Origin of the sequence: Streptomyces sp. NPDC058375 (assembly GCF_042723425.1) — a bacterium.
Lineage (GTDB): Bacteria > Actinomycetota > Actinomycetes > Streptomycetales > Streptomycetaceae > Streptomyces > Streptomyces durocortorensis.
The window spans coordinates 1-16,407 of record NZ_JBHXJG010000166.1; the positions used below are offsets into that span (position 1 = coordinate 1).

The following is a 16,407-nucleotide window of genomic DNA, read 5'->3' on the forward strand; positions in this document are numbered from 1 at the left end:
GTACCGGCGGCAGCAGTGCCCGCCGGTACGGCCCCGCGGCCATGCCCGCTCGCTTCCCGCCCCGGCGCCCGGCAGTGCTTGAATGCCCGGGTGAACGACTACGACGTACCCCGCGGCATCGACGTCCTGCGGGTGTTCTACGGACCGGACGGTCGGCACGGCAACGCCCTCGGCGTCGTACGCGACGCAAGCGGCCACCCCGACGAGGCGTCCCGGCAGCGACTGACCCGGGAACTGGGCTTCAGCGAGACCGTGTTCGTCGACGACCCGGAGCGCGGGCGGGTGGACATCCACACCCCGGGACTCCGGCTGCCGTTCGCCGGACATCCGCTGGTCGGCGCCGCCTGGCTGCTGGACCTGGAGATCCTGGAACTGGCCGTCGGGGACGTGTTCGCGCGCCAGGACGGGGAGTTCACCTGGATCACCGCCCGCCCCGAGTGGGTTCCGCCGCGCACGCTCCAGCAGTACGCGAGCGCCGCCGAGATCGAGGCGCTGCCGGGACCGCCGCCCGGCGGGGGCCGGCTCTACGTCTGGGCCTGGGAGGACGAGGCGGCCGGACGGGTCCGGGCACGGGCCTTCCCGAGGCGGGGCGCGGAGTCGGGGATCGTCGAGGACGAGGCGACGGGGGCTGCGGCCCTGCTGCTGAGCGCCCACCTCGGCCGGGCCCTGAACATCACACAAGGACGCGGCTCCCAGATCCTCACCGCACCCGCGCCGGACGGCACGGTGGAGGTCGGGGGCCGCGTCCTGATGGCCGCCCGGGGCTGAACCCCGGGCGGCCGCACACCATGAGACAGCGGTTACGCGCTGAGCGGGAACACCTCGCCCAGCTCCCGGAAGACCGCGGTGTTCAGCGCGAAGGCGCGCTTGCACTCCTCCACGATCCGCTGCTTCTCCAGGTCGTCCGCGTTCACCGCGTCCAGCAACTCGCGGTAACCCCGCTTGAAGGCGGCGGGGTTGGTGATCTCCTCGAAGACGTAGAACCGGACGCCGTCGCCCTTGCGCTCGAAGCCCCAGGTCTTCTCCGCCTTGTCGCGGATGATCTGACCGCCCGACAGGTCGCCGAGGTAACGCGTGTAGTGGTGGGCGATGTACCCGGCGGGCCAGGTGCGCGCGCACTCCGTGACCCGGGCCGCGTACGCCGCGGTGGCGGGCAGCGGCTCAAGACCCTCGCGCCAGTCCGCCCCGCGGAGGTGGGCGAGGTCGCGCTCCAGCTCGGTGGAGCGCATCAGCTCGGGCTGTATGAACGGACCGGCGACCGGGTCGTTCCGCAGGGCCTCCGCGCCCTCCTCCAGCGCCCGGTACACGAACCACAGCTGCTCGGTGTAGCGCGTGTACGCGTCCACTCCCAGCCGCCCGCCGAGGAGGTCACTCATGAAGGTCGAGGTCTCGGCCTCGGTGTGCTGCTCGTGCGACGCGGTGCGGATGAGCGTCGAGAAGGGAGTGACGGTGGCGGTTGCGTCCAAGGCGGGCCTCCGGGGACCGAGGGGACGGGGAGTCCAGAAACAGACGGAAATATCGGCAGGCGGCCGCCGCGACGGTGTGGCGGCGCATGCCGGTACGCCGATCCTCCTACTTAGGCTTACCTAAGTCAACTGGTTCCCGACTGCTTGTCGGTAAAAAACTACGCCACGAGAGGATGGAGGGCCCGGTATCGGACAGTTTGGGATGATTACGGAAGGGTGAGGATCTCCGCCCCGGTCTCCGTGACGACCAGCGTGTGCTCGAACTGGGCCGTCCGCTTCCGGTCCTTCGTCACCACGGTCCAGCCGTCCTCCCACAGGTCGTACTCGTGGGTGCCCAGCGTCAGCATCGGCTCGATGGTGAACGTCATGCCCGGCTGCATCACCGTGGTGGCGTGCGGGCTGTCGTAGTGCGGGATGATCAGGCCGGAGTGGAACGAGGTGTTGATCCCGTGCCCGGTGAAGTCGCGGACGACTCCGTAGCCGAACCGCTTCGCGTACGACTCGATGACCCGGCCGATGACGTTGATCTGCCGGCCCGGCCTGACCGCCTTGATGGCCCGGTTCAGCGACTCCCGGGTGCGCTCGACCAGCAGCCGCGACTCCTCGTCCACGTCGCCGCAGAGGTAGGTGGCGTTGTTGTCGCCGTGCACCCCGTTGATGTACGCGGTGACGTCCAGGTTCACGATGTCGCCGTCGCGCAGCACGGTGGAGTCGGGGATGCCGTGGCAGATGACCTCGTTCAGCGAGCTGCACAGCGACTTCGGGAAGCCGCGGTAGCCGAGCGTCGAGGGGTACGCGCCGTGGTCGACCATGAAGTCGTGGGCGACCTTGTCGAGCTGGTCCGTGGTGACGCCCGGGGCGATGTGCTTGGCGGCCTCCTCCATCGCCTGCGCGGCGATACGGCCCGCGATGCGCATCCGCTCCACGGTGTCGGAGTCCTGGATCTCCGGGCCGGTGTACGGCGTCGGAGCCGGCTTCCCCACGTACTCGGGACGCCGGATGTTTCCGGGGACGGAACGGGCGGGAGTGATCTCCCCTGGTACGAGAAGCGACTGGCCAGACATGCCAGCGAGTCTAACCAGCGCCCTCGGGGCACCATGGCAGGGAGGAAAGGAGCCGTCGATGGCCCTGTTCAAGAAGCGCACGGTCGGCAAACCGGGCGAATGGTACTACTGCCTGGAGCACAAGAAGGTCGAGGAAGGCCCGGAGTGCCCGGCGCAGAACCGGTTCGGCCCCTACACCTCCCGCGAGGCGGCCCAACACGCGATGGACACCGCCCGCGACCGCAACCTGGAGTGGGACACGGACCCGAAGTGGCACGACGAGGACAAGGGCAAATCAAGCCCGTCCGGGGGCAACCCCAGCCCGTCCGGCGATTGAGGACGTCTTTTCAGCCCCTCCGGCGCTTGAGGAGCGGGGTACGGGGGCGGAGCCCCGGAAGCCCGGCCACCCGGCCGGGCCCGGGTCACCCCTCCCCCCGCGCCCCCCGCCTCCGCACCGCGTCCTCATCCGTCTCCGAGTCGTACCGCACCAACTTCGGCAACGCGGCAGTCAGCAGCGCCACCGACGCCACGCACGCCACCCCGCCCGTCCAGATCGCCGACCGGGTGCCCGTCCAGCCGGCCATCGCCCCGGCCCGCACCTGCCCCAGCTGCGGGCCGACGCTGTACGAGAGCACCTCGATGCCCGCCAGCCGGCCCCGCAGCTCCTCCGGGATCGTCTGGTTCCAGATCGTCGCGCGCCCCAGTCCGCTCAGCATGTCGCCCGCCCCCGCCACGGCCAGGCAGACCAGCACCACCCACACACTGGAGAACCAGCCCGCCGCCGCGATCGCCAGCCCCCACGCCGCCGCACCGAACACCACGAACAGCCCGTGCCTGCGCACCCGGCTCGTCCAGCCGCTGGTCAGCCCCAGCGCCAGCGAGCCGACCGAGCCCGCCGCGTACATCAGGCCCAGCGACCACTCCGCGTCCAGCTCGTCCGCCAGGAACGGGAAGATCGTGTTCGGGAAGGCGAAGAACATCGCCGCCAGGTCGATCGCGTACGTCCCCAGCAGCACCGGCCGGCTCCACGCGTACCGCGCCCCCTCCACGATCCCGCGCAGCGACGGCTTCTGGGCGTCACCGGCCGGCGGCGCGGGGGTGAGCCGCAGGCAGAGGACGACGGAGGCGGCGAACGTGCACACCGTCACCCCGTACGCCGTGCCATGACCGGCGTACGCCACCACCAGACCGGCCAGCGCCGGGCCCGCGATGGCCCCGATCTGCCAGCGCAGCGAGTTCAGCGCGGCCGCCGCCGTCTGCTGGGCGTGCGGCACGATCCGGGCCATGAGCGAGTCCAGCGCGGGCCGCTGGAGCCCGGCCAGCGCGGCGACCCCGCCGGCCACCACGTACAGCGGCCACAGCAGCGGCTCCGGGAGCAGCGCGTTCACCAGCAGGATCGCGGCGAGAACCCCGAGCCCCGCCTCGGTGAGCAGGATGACCCGGCGGCGGTCCGCCGAGTCCGCGAGCGCCCCGCCGTACAGCCCGAAGACCACCAGCGGCACCAGCTCCACCGCGCCCATCGCCCCGACCGCGAGCGGGGAGCCCGTCAGGTCCTTGATCTGGAGCGGCAGCGCGATGAGCGCCATGAAGCTGCCGAAGTAGGTGATCAGGCCCTGCACCCACAGCAGCCGGAAGTCCGGCGAGGAACGCCACGGCGAGAGGTCCGGCAGCAGGGCGCGGAGCCGGGACGGGGGAGGGGAGGCGGGGGGTGCGGAGGTCACGAAGGGCCATGATCCGGAGTACCGGGCGTTCCGGGCAAGCCGATATCTCCGGTACGGGTGCCGCGTATCCCCGTATGGCTGCCGCGTAGCCCCGATACGGCTGCCGGGTATCCCTGGTACGGCGTCCGCGGCCGTGATCCGGGTACGCCCCCTGGCCGCTCGCTACCAGCGGGCCGGCGGCGGCTGGGTCAGCTGGTCGGCCAGCCGGGCGAGCCGGTCCCGGAAGGTGCGCCGGCCGCCCGCCGGAGGCCTCCCGTTCTCCCCGGCGGCCGCGCTCACCAGGTGCTGCACGATGCCAGGTCCACGTCGTCGTCCCCGGCGACCACCAGCGACTCGTGCGCCAGGCCGCCGACGGGGAGCGGAACCGGCGAGCGGAACGGGCGGACCGAACCGGAACGGACGGAGGCCCTCGGAGGCCCACGGGGCGGCTCCCCACGTACTACCTGGCAGTAGGGTCGGCCCATGACTACACAGGACAGCAGCGGCAGCGCGCCCAAGCCCCCCGCCAAGGACCCCTGGGACCTCCCCGACGTATCCGGCCTGAGCGTCGGCGTGCTCGGCGGAACCGGGCCGCAGGGGCGCGGCCTCGCCTACCGGCTCGCCCGCGCCGGACAGAAGGTCACCCTCGGCTCCCGGGACGCGGCCCGCGCCGAGCAGGCGGCGGCCGAGCTGGGCTTCGGCGTCGAGGGCGCGGACAACGCGGAGTGCGCCCGGCGCAGCGACATCGTGATCGTCGCCGTGCCGTGGGACGGCCACGCCAAGACGCTCCAGTCCCTGCGCGAGGAACTGGCGGGCAAGCTCGTCATCGACTGCGTCAACCCGCTCGGCTTCGACAAGAAGGGCGCCTACGCCCTCAAGCCGGAGGAGGGCAGCGCCGCCGAACAGGCCGCCGCCCTGCTGCCCGACTCCCGGGTCACCGCCGCCTTCCACCACCTCTCGGCCGTGCTGCTCCAGGACGAGTCCATCGAGGAGATCGACACCGACGTCCTGGTCCTGGGCGAGGTCCGCGCCGACACGGACCTCGTCCAGGCGCTGGCCGGCCGGATCCCCGGCATGCGGGGCATCTTCGCCGGCCGGCTGCGAGGCGCCCACCAGGTCGAGTCGCTGGTCGCCAACCTGATCTCTGTCAACCGCCGCTACAAGGCCCACGCCGGACTGCGCACCACCGACGTCTGACGGCCCACCGACGCCTGACGGCCCCACCCCAGGGCACAACGGGGCATGGGGGACACTGGACGGGACCGTGACCGTTCCCGGCAGGGAGCGCGACCCGTTCCCGACAGGAGCCGACCCCCATGCCCCGCATCGCTCTCTACGCCCTCGTCGTCTGCGTCCTCGCCGTCGCGGCGGCCGTGGTCTCCTTCGCCCAGGGCAGCCTGCTCGGGATCGTGTGGGTGCTCATCGCGGGGCTCTCGTCGAACATGACCTGGTTCTACGTCCGCCGGCACCGGCTCACCACCGCCTCCGACGCGAGCTGACGACCGCCTCCGACGCCGGCCGTCCCCTCACCTGCCTCCCCTCGCCCCTCCCTCCCACTGCGCGCAGGCCTCCGCCAATCAGGTCGTGCCTCCCCCTCCCCGGGCGTGCCCCGGGAGCGGACGCCGTGCCGGGGCCGAGCATGTGACGGCCCCGCCACGGCCGTGGCAGGGCGGGACGAGGGAGGCCGCGTGGCAGACGCGAGGGACGACGCTTCGGGGTCGACCGCACAGACCGGCGACGGAACCCCGGGCTACGGAACCCAGGGCTTCTGGGAAGAGGTGCGCGACGCCGTCACCGTCCGGGCCGCGGTCGTCATGCTCGGGGTGCTCCTGCTGCAACTGGGCTTCGCCCTCTCCTACATGGGCGCCTTCCACGCGCCCGATCCGCGCAAGGTGCCGATCACCCTGGTCGCCCCGCCCGCCGTGGAGCGGGACCTGATGGCCCGCCTCGACGCGCTGCCCGGCGAGCCGCTCCGGGTCACCGCCGTCGCGGACCGCGCCCAGGCCCGCGCGCGGCTGCTGGACCGGCGCACCGACGCCGCCCTCGTCGTGGACCCGGCCGGACGCACCGACACGCTGCTCGTCGCCTCGGCGGGCGGCCCCTCGGCGACCGCCGCGGCCACCGAGATCCTCCAGGAGGTGGCCCGGGCGCAGAACCGGACGATCGTCGTACGGGACCTCCGCGCGCCGGCCGCGGGCGACTCGCGGGGTCTGTCGTCCTTCTACCTCGTCCTCAGCTGGACCATCGGCGGCTACCTCGCGGCCTCGGCCCTGAACATGGCGGCCGGCTCCAAGAAGCCCACCCTGCGGCGCACCCTGGTCCGGCTGACGGCGATGCTGCCGTACGGCTTCGTCTCGGGCATCGGCGGCGCGATCATCGTGGGCCCGGTGCTGGACTGCCTCCCGGGCGCGTTCTGGGAGCTGGCCGGCATCGGCACCCTGGTGGTGTTCGCCTCCGGCGCGGTGGGCGTCGCCCTCCAGTCGGTGGCCGGCACGGTCGGCCTCGGCCTCACCATCCTGATCTTCACGATCCTGGGCAACCCCAGCTCCGGCGGGGTGTACCCGTCCTCGCTGCTGCCACCGTTCTGGAGCGCGATCGGCCAGGCGCTGCCTCCGGGGGCCGGTACGACGGTGGTCCGCAACACCGTCTACTTCGACGGCAACGCCACCACCGGCCCCCTCTGGGTCCTCGGCGCCTGGGCCTTCGGCGGTGTCGCCGTGGCGATCCTCGCCGCCGCCCTGCGCGGATCCCGGGCAGCCCGACAGGCGCGGCCCGCCGCCCCGGCCGCCGGGCCCGCCGCCCCGCCGGTCTGAGGCGGCGGCCCGGGCCGTGCGGTCAGCCCACCGCGCAGCCCGGGTCCTGCTCGTCGAAGAGGCCCCGCCAGAACCGGTACAGGTCGTAGCCGCAGTACCGCTGGAACTCCTCGACGCCCAGGCCGCGCAGCAGCGCGTGGATCGCGTCGAAGAACACGATGTTCACCTCGGGGATCCACAGGATCGCGAACACAGCGATCAGCCCGAACGGCGCGATCGGCTCCACCTGGCGGCGGATCTTGTACGAGAGCCAGGGCTCGACCACCCCGTACCCGTCCAGGCCCGGGATCGGCAGGGAGTTCAGGATCGCCGCCGTCACCTGGAGCATCGCCAGGAACGCCAGCGCGTAACTGAAGGCGCGCGGCACCCCGTCGAGCGCGTCCAGCCAGAACGGGGCCGTACAGACGATCGCGAACGCCACGTTCGTCAGCGGCCCCGCCGCCGAGATCAGGCTGTGCTTCCACCGGCCGTGGATCCGGCCGCGCTCGATGTACACCGCTCCGCCGGGCAGCCCGATCCCGCCCATGATCACGAAGAGCACCGGCAGCACGATGCTGAGCAGCGCGTGTGTGTACTTCAGCGGGTTCAGCGTCAGATAGCCCTTCGTCCCCACCGAGAGGTCCCCGCTGTGCAGGGCGGTGCGGGCGTGCGCGTACTCGTGGAGGCAGAGCGAGACGATCCAGGCCCCGGTGACGAACAGGAAGACCGCGAAGCCGGTGGCGTCCGCGAAGCCCGTCCACACCGCCCAGCCCGCGACCGCGGTGACGGCCGCGATGCCGAGGAAGACCGGGCTGATCCTGCGGTCGCCGCGAGTGGCTGCGGTGGTCATCGGCACACGACTCCTGGGGGAGGGGAAAGGGCGATCGTACGATCCGTGCGGCCCGTACGGTCCGGCAGGACTGGAACGTCGGCGACCGCTTGTGGAGTTCCACCCGGTCAACGCCGGCCCGCCGCCCGTCACGGACAATAGGCCCCGTGCACTACTGCGTCCTCGGCACCACCCGGGCACTCCGCGACGACGGCACGGCCGTCGCCCTCGGCGGGGCGCGGCTGCGCGCCCTGCTCACCGTTCTCGCGTTGCGCCCCGGACGGACCGTCCCGGCCGGGGTCCTCGTCGACGAGGTGTGGGACGGCGACCCGCCCGCCGACGCGGCCGGCGCGCTCCAGGCGTTGATCGGGCGGCTGCGGCGGGCCCTGGGCCGCAGCGCCGTCGAGTCCGTGGCGGGCGGCTACCGGCTCGCCGCCCCGCCGGACGCCGTGGACCTGCACCGCTTCGAGCGGCTGGCGGGGGAGGGCAGCCGGGCCCTGGAGGACGGCGACGCGTCGGGCGCCCTCGCCGTCCTGCGGGAGGCCCTCGCCCTGTGGACCGGTCCCGCCCTCGCCGATCTGCCCGACCGTACGGCGGTCGCGTCCCGCTGGGAGGCCCGCAGGCTCGACGCCCGGCGGGACGCGCTCGGGGCGCTCCTCGCCCTCGGAAGACCGGGGGAGGCGCTGCCGGAGCTGGCCGCGCTCTGCGCCGCCCACCCGCTCGACGAACCGCTCCGGGCCCTGCGCATCCGTGCCCTGCGGGACGCCGGACGCCCCGCCGAGGCACTGGCCGCGTACGAGGAGGTCCGCGCCCTCCTCGACGACCGCCTCGGCACCGCCCCCGGCCCGGCCCTGCGCGCCCTGCACACCGAACTGCTCCACGCGGAACCGGCCGGACCGGAGCCGTTCCCCCGCCTGCCCGCGGGCGCGCCCGCGGGGGAACCCTTCCCCCGGCCCGCCGCTTCGGCTGCCCCGGACTCCACGCCCCGGCCCGCCCCCGACGGCGGACCCGCCCCCTGGGCCCAGCAGCCCCCGGTCTCGCCCGCCCCGGGCCCCGTGACCCGGCCCGCCCCCGAGCGGGCCCCCGCAAGGCCGCCCGCCCCCGGCAACCTCCGCGCCCGGCTCACCAGCTTCGTCGGGCGCGACACCGACATCGCCGCCCTGCGCGAGGACCTCGGCCGCGCCCGGCTGGTCACCCTGCTCGGGCCCGGCGGCGCGGGCAAGACCCGGCTGTCGCAGGAGACCGCGGAGGCCGCCGCCGACGCCTGGCCCGACGGTGTCTGGCTGGCCGAACTGGCCCCCGTCGACGGCCCGGACACCGTGCCCGAGGCCGTCCTCGGCGCCCTCGGGGCCCGCGAGACCGTGCTGCGCGGGGCGGGTGCCGAGGAGCTGCGCGCCGCCGACCGCACCGGCGCCGACCCCCTCGTACGGCTCACCGAGCACTGCGCCTCGCGCCGGATGCTGCTCCTGCTGGACAACTGCGAGCACGTCATCGGCGCGGCCGCCGCCCTCGCCGACCATCTGCTGGCCCACTGCCCGCAGCTCACCGTCCTCGCCACCAGCCGCGAACCCCTCGGTGTGCCGGGCGAGTTCGTCCGCCCCGTCGAACCGCTGCCCGACCCGATGGCCCTGCGGCTGCTCGCCGAACGCGGGGCCGCCGCCCGCCCCGGCTTCCGTACCGACGCGGACGGGGCGACCGCCGCCGCCTGCGCCGAGATCTGCCGTCGGCTGGACGGGCTGCCGCTCGCCATCGAACTGGCCGCCGCCCGGCTGCGGATGCTCAACCCCCGCCAGATCGCCGACCGGCTGGACGACCGCTTCCGCCTCCTCACCAACGGCAGCCGCACCGTGCTGCCCCGTCAGCAGACCCTGCGCGCCGTCGTCGACTGGTCCTGGGACCTGCTCGACGCCGCCGAACGCGCCGTGCTGCGCCGCCTCTCCGTCTTCGCCGGAGGCTGCTCGCTGGCCGCCGCCGAGGAGGTCTGCGCCCTGCCCGAACCGGCCGACGGCGTGGTCGTGGACTCCCTGGACGTCGCCGCCCTGCTCGGCTCCCTGGTCGACAAGTCCCTGGTGGTCGCCGCGCCCGGCGACGACGGGGAGATGCGCTACCGGCTGCTGGAGACGGTCGGCGAGTACGCCGTCGAGCGGCTGGCGGAGGCGGGCGAGAGGGACGCCGTCGAGCGGCGCCACCTCGTCCACTTCCGGGAACTGGCGCGGACGACCGGGCCGACGATGCGCGGGTCGGGGCAGCGCGCGGCCATCGCCGTCATCCAGCGCGAGTACGAGAACCTGCGCACCGCGCACCGGCACGCCGTCGCCGCCCGGGACGAGCACGAGGCGCTGTGCCTGGTGCTCTCGCTGTCCTGGTACTGGATGCTGCGAGATCTGCGCTCGGACGCCCGCCAGTGGGCCGAGGCGGCCTCCTCGCTCGGCCCCGACCCGTTCGCCCGGCCCGGTGTCCAGGCCCCGTCACTGCCGGAGCAGGCCATCGACCGGCCGCCGCCGATGGACGACGAGCAGCTCGCGGAGGCGCGGCGCGGGGCGGCGCTGATCCAGGTGGCCAGCGTGGACGACACGATCTCCGCGTGGTCGGACGCCGAGGGGCAGAAGCGGCTGCGGATCGTCGCCGACGCCTACCGGCCCGGGCAGCCGCAGACCTGCCGGATGCCCGGGACGTTCTGGATGTACGCGGTGATGCTCACCGGCGACATGGACCGGACGCGCGAGGCGCTCGACGAGACGGTCCGGACCTCCCGCTCCCACGGCTACGAGTGGGAGCTGGCCGCCGCCCTCCAGCTGCGCGCCAACTTCCTCGCCGGTCACTCCGGCCACGCCGACCTGGCGCGCACCGACGCCGACGAGAGCCTGGAGATCTTCACCCGGCTCGACGACGACTGGGGCACGGCCGAGGCGCTGGCGTCCCGGGGCGAGGCCAACGAACGGACCGGCCACTTCTCCGAGGCCCTGGCGGACTACGGCGCCGCCGTCGACTACGCGCGCAAGATCGGCGCCCGGTCCCAGGTGGCGCTGTTGCGCGCCCGGTACGCCGGACCGCTTGCCGAACTCGGGCGCCTGCCGGAGGCCGAGGCCGTGCTGCGGGAGGTGTGCGAAGACGACCGGTCCCCGAACCCCGAGTCCGTGGCGATCGCCCGGATGCATCTGGCCTTCGTCCTGGGCGCGCAGGGCCGGCCGGCGGAGGCCCGCGAACAGGTCGACATGATCAGCGCGCGCCTCACCTCCGGTGATGTCGCCGTCTTCGACGGGTTCGTCTTCGGGATGCTGGCCTGGCTGGACAACCTGGAGGGCGCGTACGCCTCCGCCCTGGGCAACGCGCTGACGGCGCTCGGGTGTTCGCGGGAGCGGCTGTCGGCGATGATCGCCCCGCAGATGTCCTCGGCCCATCTGACGGCGATCGCCCGCGCCCTTTCCGGGCTCGCCGCCACGCACGGGGCCGGACCGGGGGCGTACGTGGACGCCGTCCGGCTCCTGGGCCTCCAGGCGGCGCTGCTGCCTCCCGGCCACGTGCCGACCACGATCGAGCGCCGCAACCTGGCCGAGGCCGAGGAGGCCGCCCGGGTCCGCCTCGCCGAGGCGGTGTACACACGGGCGTACGAGGAGGGCGGCGGCCTCACCCTCGACGAGGCCACTGCCCTGGCGGAGGCGTACCGGCCGACGCCTCCGCCCACGTAACGGCCTGCGGGTCAGGCCTTCTTGCGGAACTTGGCCACCGCCAGCGGTGCCAGCACCAGCGTGATGCCCGCGGCCCAGCCGAGTGTCCACCAGACCGAGTCGCCGACCGGGTCGCCCTGCATGAGCGCCCGCGCCGCGTCCGCGAGGTTGGAGAGCGGGTTGTAGTCGGTGAAGGCCTGGAGCCAGCCCGGCATGGTCCCGGTCGGCACGAAGATCGAGGAACCGAACTGCAGCGGCATCAGCACGAGCATCGCCGTCCCCTGAACAGCCTGGGCCGTCTTCATGGACAGCCCGAGGAGGATGAAGATCCACATGATGGCGGCGCCGAACACCGCCGACAGCGCGACCGCCGCGAGGAGCCCGAACACCGAGCCGTGCAGCTCCATGCCGACGGCGAACCCCATGACGAGCAGGATGAGCATGGCGACCATCAGCCGGCCCAGCTCGACCACGATCTTGGCGATGAGCACCGAGGACCGGGCGATCGGCATCGTCCGGAACCGGTCCATGACCCCCTTGCGGAAGTCGTCGTTGACGCCGGTCCCGACGGCCATGGCGATGTTCAGCCCCAGCATCGCCATCAGCCCCGGCACCAGGTAGTTCACGTACTCCTGCCGGTTGCCGCCGAGGCTGGCGCCGACCGAGCCGCCGAAGACGTACACGAAGAGCAGGATGAAGATGATCGGCGTCAGGAGGACGTCGAACATCGACTCCGGGTCCTTCTTGATCTGGAGCAGATTGCGCCGCGCCAGCGCCCCGATGTGCCGGAGGTTGGCCCGCAGTCCGATCCGGCCCTCGGCCGTCACGGCCGCCTTCGACGGAGCGGCGCCCGCCGGCCCGGCGGGCGCGGGGGTCGGTGCTGTGGTGGTGGTGCTCATGCGGCGACCTCCTGGGGAGCCTGGTCGGAGAGGTGGGCGGCCTTGTCGCCGGTGATCGCGAGGAACACCTCGTCGAGGCTGGGCAGGGCCGTGGAGACATGGGCGAGCGAGAAGCCGCGCACGCCCAGCAGCCCGATGACGGCGGTCAGCTGCTCGTCGCTGAGGATCGGCACGTACAGCAGCCCCTCGTCCGGCACGGCCTGCGCCCCCGCGACGCCGTCGAGTCCGGCCTCCCGGATCGCCTGGGCCATCGCGGCCAGCTCCGCCGGGTCCGAGGGCCGGATGTGCAGGGTGCGGCCGCCGACCTTGGCCTTCAGCTCGTCGACCCCGCCTCGGGCGATGATCTTCCCCCGGTCGATGACCGTCAGCTCCTTGGCGAGCTGCTCGGCCTCCTCCATGTACTGGGTGGTCAGCAGGACGGTCGCGCCCTCCGCGACCATCCGCTGCACCTCGTCCCAGACCTCGTTACGGGTCCGGGGGTCGAGCCCGGTCGTCGGCTCGTCCAGGTAGAGCACGGACGGGCTGCCGATCATCGAGGCGGCCAGGTCGAGCCGGCGGCGCATCCCGCCGGAGTACTCCATGGCCGCCCGCTTGGCGGCCTCGGTGAGTGAGAACCGCTCCAGCAGCTCGTCGGCGCGGGCCCGGGCCTGCTTGCGGGGCAGATCGAGCAGCCGCCCGATCATGTAGAGGTTCTCCCAGCCGGAGAGCTTCTCGTCGACCGAGGCGTACTGCCCGGTGAGGCCGATGACGCGGCGCAGCTCGCGGGGCTGCTTCACCACGTCGTAGCCCGCGACGACCGCGCGCCCGGCGTCGGGGGTGATCAGGGTGGACAGGCAGCGTACGAGGGTGGTCTTGCCCGCGCCGTTGGGGCCGAGCACACCGAGGACGGTGCCCTCGCGCACATCGAGGTCCACGCCGTCCAGAGCTTTGGTCTCGCCGTAGTGCTTGACCAGCCCCCGCACCTCGACGGCGTTCCGGCCGCTGCTGGGGTTCTTGTCGATTCGTTCCATGCCCACCAGCAGACCAGCACCCACCGACAGCTCACCGACAGGCCGCCGACACGGGCTTCGACAGCCCGCCGACACGGACTCCAGCCGGGCTCCGGACGCGCGACAGCCCGCCGATGGGGGAAGTCGGCGGGCTGTCGGTGGTGCGGGAAATGGCTGGTGGGCGCCCCGGCAGGACCGGGGCGCGGTGGGTCAGTGGAAGGTGTGCTCCGCCGCCGGGAACGTACCCCCGACGACCTCGTCGGCGAACTCCTTCGCCGCGTCGCCGAGCACCTGGCGCAGATTCGCGTACTGCTTGGTGAAGCGCGGCACCTTGCCGCCGGTCAGCCCGACCATGTCCGTGTAGACGAGCACCTGCGCGTCGGTCCCGGAACCGGCGCCGATGCCGACGGTCGGGATGTGCAGCGTACGGGTGACCTCGGCGGCCAGCTCGGCGGGGACCAGCTCCAGCACCACGGCGAACGCGCCCGCGTCCTGGACGGCCTTGGCGTCCCGCAGCAGCTGCTGGGCGGCCTCCTCGCCGCGCCCCTGGACCCGGTAGCCCATCGCGTTGACGGACTGGGGGGTCAGGCCGATGTGGGCCATGACCGGGATGCCGGCCTCGACCAGCAGCCGGATCTGCTCGTGGGACCGCTCGCCGCCCTCCAGCTTGACCGCGCCGACGCCCGACTCCTTGATCAGCCGGGTGGCGTTGCGCAGCGCCTGGACGGGGCCCTCCTGGTACGAGCCGAAGGGCAGGTCGGCGACGACGAGCGCGCGCTTGGTGCCGCGTACGACGGCGGCGGACAGCATGGCGATCTCGTCCATCGTGACGGGCACGGTGGTCTCGTAGCCGAGGTGGACGTTCCCCATCGAGTCCCCGACGAGCATGACCGGGATTCCGGCCTCGTCGAAGACGGACGCGGTCATCGCGTCGTAGGCGGTGAGCATGGGCCACTTCTCGCCGCGCTCGGTGGCGGCGGCGATGTCGTGGACGGTGATGCGGCGGGTGGACTTCCCTCCGTACAGCGCTTTGCTGCTGTCGGTGGACGGGCCCGCGGGGGAGGACTGATTCTGCGCAGCCTGAAGCGACATGGCCAACGGCTCCTTCGTCATCTCGAGGCGCCCTGACGGCGTCCCCGGATCCCTTCCATGGTGGCATCCCGCCCCGCCCCTCGGGAAGTGGGCCCGCCCGGAGAGCCCCGGCGGCCGCGGCGAAGGCTTTGACAACGGCCGTACGGGACATGGAGCCCCCCGAGCCGCCCGTCTCCGGCACCGCCGGCCTCGCCGACCTGCGCGTGATGCTGGAATCGATGCGCACCCGGGGCCTCGCCCAGCGCTCCTCGGTGCTCCTGATCAACATCTTCGCCCAGATGAAGAGCCACCCGAAGCTGTGGCGGGAATACTCCAGCACGGTGATCGCGCCCCGGCGCGTCGCGATGCTGGAGGCGGTGCGGCGCGCGGTGGCCGCCGGGGAACTGCGCGACGACCTCGACGTGGGGTTGATCGACGACCTCTTCGTCGGCCCCATGCTCGTCCGTACGGTGCACCGCCCCGACGCACCGCTCCCCGAGGACCTCGTGGACCGCGTCATCGCCGCCCTGCTCGGAGGGCTCGCCCCCGGAGCAGGGCGGCGAGTGTGATCGTTCTGTCACAACGCACACCGGTCGGCCCCGGACCGGAACCCCTCGTCCCGCCTCCGTCGTCCTGCTCTCCGTACGGGCTCTCCGTACGGCCGTCGGAGATCGGTCACCAAACACCGGGCGGGCCGCCGAAGCGGCGGGCCGGTGGGTCGGTAGGCCGACGGCGGGAAAGACGCCGCTCATCACCTAGGGTCGGGAGCGCGGCGATGTGCAGGGCAAGGCAGTGAGGACAGCGCGATGGTGCAGGCGTACGGAGCGGACACGGACAACGGCAGCGCGGAGCAGCCCGGGGCCCGCGGATCCCGCTTCCGGGGCCTGTGGGACAGGCTGAGGAACGACCGGGGTGTCTGGCGGCGCGGCATCCTCCTGGCCCTCTGCTCGGTGCTGCTGACCCTGCTGATGGTCGTCCACGCGCAGATCCCCAACCGGCTCGGCAACCTCGGCAGCCTCATCGAGACGTTCCTGCCGTGGGTCGCGCTCTTCATCCCGGTGCTGCTGGTCCTGGGCCTGCTGCGACGCTCCGCGACCGCCGTCGTCGCGCTCCTGCTGCCCGCCGTGGTCTGGCTCAACGTGTTCGGCGGCCTGCTCACCGACAAGTCCGGCGGCGGCGGCGACCTCACCGTCGCCACCCACAACGTCAACGCGGGCAACCCCGACCCCGAGGGCACCGCCCAGCAGGTCGCCGGATCCGGGGCGGACGTCGTGGCCCTCCAGGAACTCCCGGGCCGGCAGGTCTCCACGTACGAGAAGTCGCTGGCCGGCCGCTACCCGTACCACTCGGTCCAGGGCACCGTGGGCCTGTGGAGCAAGTACCCGCTGGCCGACACCAAGCCCGTCGACATCAAGATGGGCTGGACCCGGGCGATGCGCTCGACGGTGAAGACTCCGCAGGGCGAGGTCGCGGTGTACGTGGCCCACCTGCCGTCCGTCCGCGTGAAGCTGCACGCCGGGTTCACCGCCAATCAGCGCGACGACAGCGCCGACGCGCTCGGCGAGGCCATCGCCGACGAACGCGTGGAACGCGTCGTCCTCCTCGGCGACCTGAACGGCACGATGAACGACCGCTCACTGAACGCGGTCACCGCGCAGATGCGCTCCACCCAGGGCGCGGCGGGCGACGGCTTCGGCTTCAGCTGGCCCGCCTCCTTCCCGATGGCCCGGATCGACCAGATCATGGTCAAGGGCGTGGAGCCGATGGCCTCCTGGTCCCTGGCGGCGACCGACAGCGACCACCTCCCGATCGCGGCCCGCGTGGAGCTGTGATCACGGGTGGAGCTGTGATCACGGCCACGCAACCGCCCGTTCACCGCGTGGCATAAAACGTCTGCGACAATTTGTTCCAGCCGCATACATAAAGCAGACTCAGCCGTCGCCCGGCGTC

Annotated in this window: 14 protein-coding genes and 2 pseudogenes; 8 read left to right on the top strand and 8 right to left on the bottom strand. The window is 73.0% G+C overall.

Annotated elements, in window-relative coordinates; all coding sequences use genetic code 11:
* Window positions 1-90: 90 nt before the first annotated feature.
* Window positions 91-768, top strand: a complete 678-nt coding sequence (locus ACFWM7_RS23965) for a PhzF family phenazine biosynthesis protein (RefSeq protein ID WP_383263677.1) — start codon at window positions 91-93, stop codon at window positions 766-768.
* A 32-nt stretch (window positions 769-800) separates the two neighbouring features.
* On the opposite strand, the gene ACFWM7_RS23970 is transcribed toward ACFWM7_RS23965, so the two are convergent.
* Both ACFWM7_RS23970 and map read right to left on the bottom strand, forming a co-directional pair.
* A complete protein-coding gene (locus tag ACFWM7_RS23970; RefSeq protein ID WP_383263680.1) occupies window positions 801-1,466 on the bottom strand; it encodes a heme oxygenase (biliverdin-producing) in 666 nt (221 codons plus the stop codon).
* Window positions 1,467-1,672: 206 nt separating this feature from the next.
* A complete protein-coding gene (map, locus tag ACFWM7_RS23975) occupies window positions 1,673-2,530 on the bottom strand; it encodes a type I methionyl aminopeptidase (protein WP_383263683.1) in 858 nt (285 codons plus the stop codon).
* A 58-nt stretch (window positions 2,531-2,588) separates the two neighbouring features.
* Between map and ACFWM7_RS23980 the strand changes: the two genes are divergently transcribed.
* The gene (locus ACFWM7_RS23980) at window positions 2,589-2,846 is read left to right on the top strand and encodes a hypothetical protein (RefSeq protein WP_383263686.1); all 258 of its coding nucleotides are present in this window, start codon (window positions 2,589-2,591) and stop codon (window positions 2,844-2,846) included.
* Between the two features lie 85 nt (window positions 2,847-2,931).
* Here the strand turns inward: ACFWM7_RS23980 and ACFWM7_RS23985 are convergent, their stop codons facing one another.
* Together ACFWM7_RS23985 and ACFWM7_RS23990 are read right to left on the bottom strand one after the other, a co-directional pair.
* Window positions 2,932-4,230 carry an MFS transporter gene (locus ACFWM7_RS23985; protein ID WP_383263689.1) on the bottom strand — a complete coding sequence of 433 codons (1,299 nt, stop codon included), beginning with the start codon at window positions 4,228-4,230 and terminating at the stop codon, window positions 2,932-2,934.
* Window positions 4,231-4,392: 162 nt separating this feature from the next.
* A pseudogene (locus ACFWM7_RS23990) lies at window positions 4,393-4,583 on the bottom strand (hypothetical protein); the annotation flags it as partial.
* A gap of 109 nt (window positions 4,584-4,692) precedes the next feature.
* On the opposite strand from ACFWM7_RS23990, the gene npdG reads away from it, so the two are divergent.
* The 3 genes from npdG (at window position 4,693) to ACFWM7_RS24005 (ending at window position 7,022) form a co-directional block, all read left to right on the top strand.
* Complete coding sequence (gene npdG, locus ACFWM7_RS23995; RefSeq protein ID WP_383263692.1) at window positions 4,693-5,406, top strand: NADPH-dependent F420 reductase; 714 nt, start codon at window positions 4,693-4,695, stop codon at window positions 5,404-5,406.
* Between the two features lie 119 nt (window positions 5,407-5,525).
* Window positions 5,526-5,708: a hypothetical protein gene (locus tag ACFWM7_RS24000; protein ID WP_383263695.1), complete on the top strand. Its 183-nt coding sequence runs from the start codon at window positions 5,526-5,528 to the stop codon at window positions 5,706-5,708.
* A 189-nt stretch (window positions 5,709-5,897) separates the two neighbouring features.
* Window positions 5,898-7,022: an ABC transporter permease gene (locus ACFWM7_RS24005; RefSeq protein WP_383263698.1), complete on the top strand. Its 1,125-nt coding sequence runs from the start codon at window positions 5,898-5,900 to the stop codon at window positions 7,020-7,022.
* Window positions 7,023-7,044: 22 nt separating this feature from the next.
* Here the strand turns inward: ACFWM7_RS24005 and ACFWM7_RS24010 are convergent, their stop codons facing one another.
* Complete coding sequence (locus ACFWM7_RS24010) at window positions 7,045-7,851, bottom strand: site-2 protease family protein (RefSeq protein ID WP_383263701.1); 807 nt, start codon at window positions 7,849-7,851, stop codon at window positions 7,045-7,047.
* 146 nt (window positions 7,852-7,997) lie between these two features.
* Between ACFWM7_RS24010 and ACFWM7_RS24015 the strand changes: the two genes are divergently transcribed.
* Window positions 7,998-11,519, top strand: coding sequence for a BTAD domain-containing putative transcriptional regulator (locus tag ACFWM7_RS24015; RefSeq protein ID WP_383263704.1), 3,522 nt, complete (start codon window positions 7,998-8,000; stop codon window positions 11,517-11,519).
* An 11-nt stretch (window positions 11,520-11,530) separates the two neighbouring features.
* Here the strand turns inward: ACFWM7_RS24015 and ACFWM7_RS24020 are convergent, their stop codons facing one another.
* The 3 genes from ACFWM7_RS24020 to panB form a co-directional block, all read right to left on the bottom strand.
* The gene (locus ACFWM7_RS24020) at window positions 11,531-12,397 is read right to left on the bottom strand and encodes an ABC transporter permease (RefSeq protein ID WP_383263707.1); all 867 of its coding nucleotides are present in this window, start codon (window positions 12,395-12,397) and stop codon (window positions 11,531-11,533) included.
* Window positions 12,394-13,407: an ATP-binding cassette domain-containing protein gene (locus ACFWM7_RS24025; RefSeq protein WP_200737051.1), complete on the bottom strand. Its 1,014-nt coding sequence runs from the start codon at window positions 13,405-13,407 to the stop codon at window positions 12,394-12,396. The genes ACFWM7_RS24020 and ACFWM7_RS24025 overlap by 4 nt, the downstream gene beginning before the upstream one ends.
* 189 nt (window positions 13,408-13,596) lie before the next feature.
* Complete coding sequence (panB, locus tag ACFWM7_RS24030) at window positions 13,597-14,478, bottom strand: 3-methyl-2-oxobutanoate hydroxymethyltransferase (protein ID WP_383263710.1); 882 nt, start codon at window positions 14,476-14,478, stop codon at window positions 13,597-13,599.
* A gap of 137 nt (window positions 14,479-14,615) precedes the next feature.
* Here panB and ACFWM7_RS24035 point away from each other — a divergent pair.
* Window positions 14,616-15,026, top strand: a pseudogene (locus ACFWM7_RS24035) (TetR-like C-terminal domain-containing protein); the annotation flags it as partial.
* 237 nt (window positions 15,027-15,263) lie between these two features.
* The gene (locus ACFWM7_RS24040; RefSeq protein WP_383263713.1) at window positions 15,264-16,289 is read left to right on the top strand and encodes an endonuclease/exonuclease/phosphatase family protein; all 1,026 of its coding nucleotides are present in this window, start codon (window positions 15,264-15,266) and stop codon (window positions 16,287-16,289) included.
* Window positions 16,290-16,407: the final 118 nt, after the last annotated feature.

Excerpts from the sequence above, each read along its gene's own strand:
- map (WP_383263683.1), bottom strand. The coding sequence starts at position 2,530 with ATGTCTGGCCAGTCGCTTCTCGTACCAGGGGAGATCACTCCCGCCCGT.
- ACFWM7_RS23980 (WP_383263686.1), top strand. The coding sequence starts at position 2,589 with ATGGCCCTGTTCAAGAAGCGCACGGTCGGCAAACCGGGCGAATGGTAC.
- npdG (WP_383263692.1), top strand. The coding sequence starts at position 4,693 with ATGACTACACAGGACAGCAGCGGCAGCGCGCCCAAGCCCCCCGCCAAG.
- ACFWM7_RS24000 (WP_383263695.1), top strand. The coding sequence starts at position 5,526 with ATGCCCCGCATCGCTCTCTACGCCCTCGTCGTCTGCGTCCTCGCCGTC.
- ACFWM7_RS24010 (WP_383263701.1), bottom strand. The coding sequence starts at position 7,851 with ATGACCACCGCAGCCACTCGCGGCGACCGCAGGATCAGCCCGGTCTTC.
- ACFWM7_RS24020 (WP_383263707.1), bottom strand. The coding sequence starts at position 12,397 with ATGAGCACCACCACCACAGCACCGACCCCCGCGCCCGCCGGGCCGGCG.
- ACFWM7_RS24025 (WP_200737051.1), bottom strand. The coding sequence starts at position 13,407 with ATGGAACGAATCGACAAGAACCCCAGCAGCGGCCGGAACGCCGTCGAG.
- panB (WP_383263710.1), bottom strand. The coding sequence starts at position 14,478 with ATGTCGCTTCAGGCTGCGCAGAATCAGTCCTCCCCCGCGGGCCCGTCC.
- ACFWM7_RS24040 (WP_383263713.1), top strand. The coding sequence starts at position 15,264 with ATGGTGCAGGCGTACGGAGCGGACACGGACAACGGCAGCGCGGAGCAG.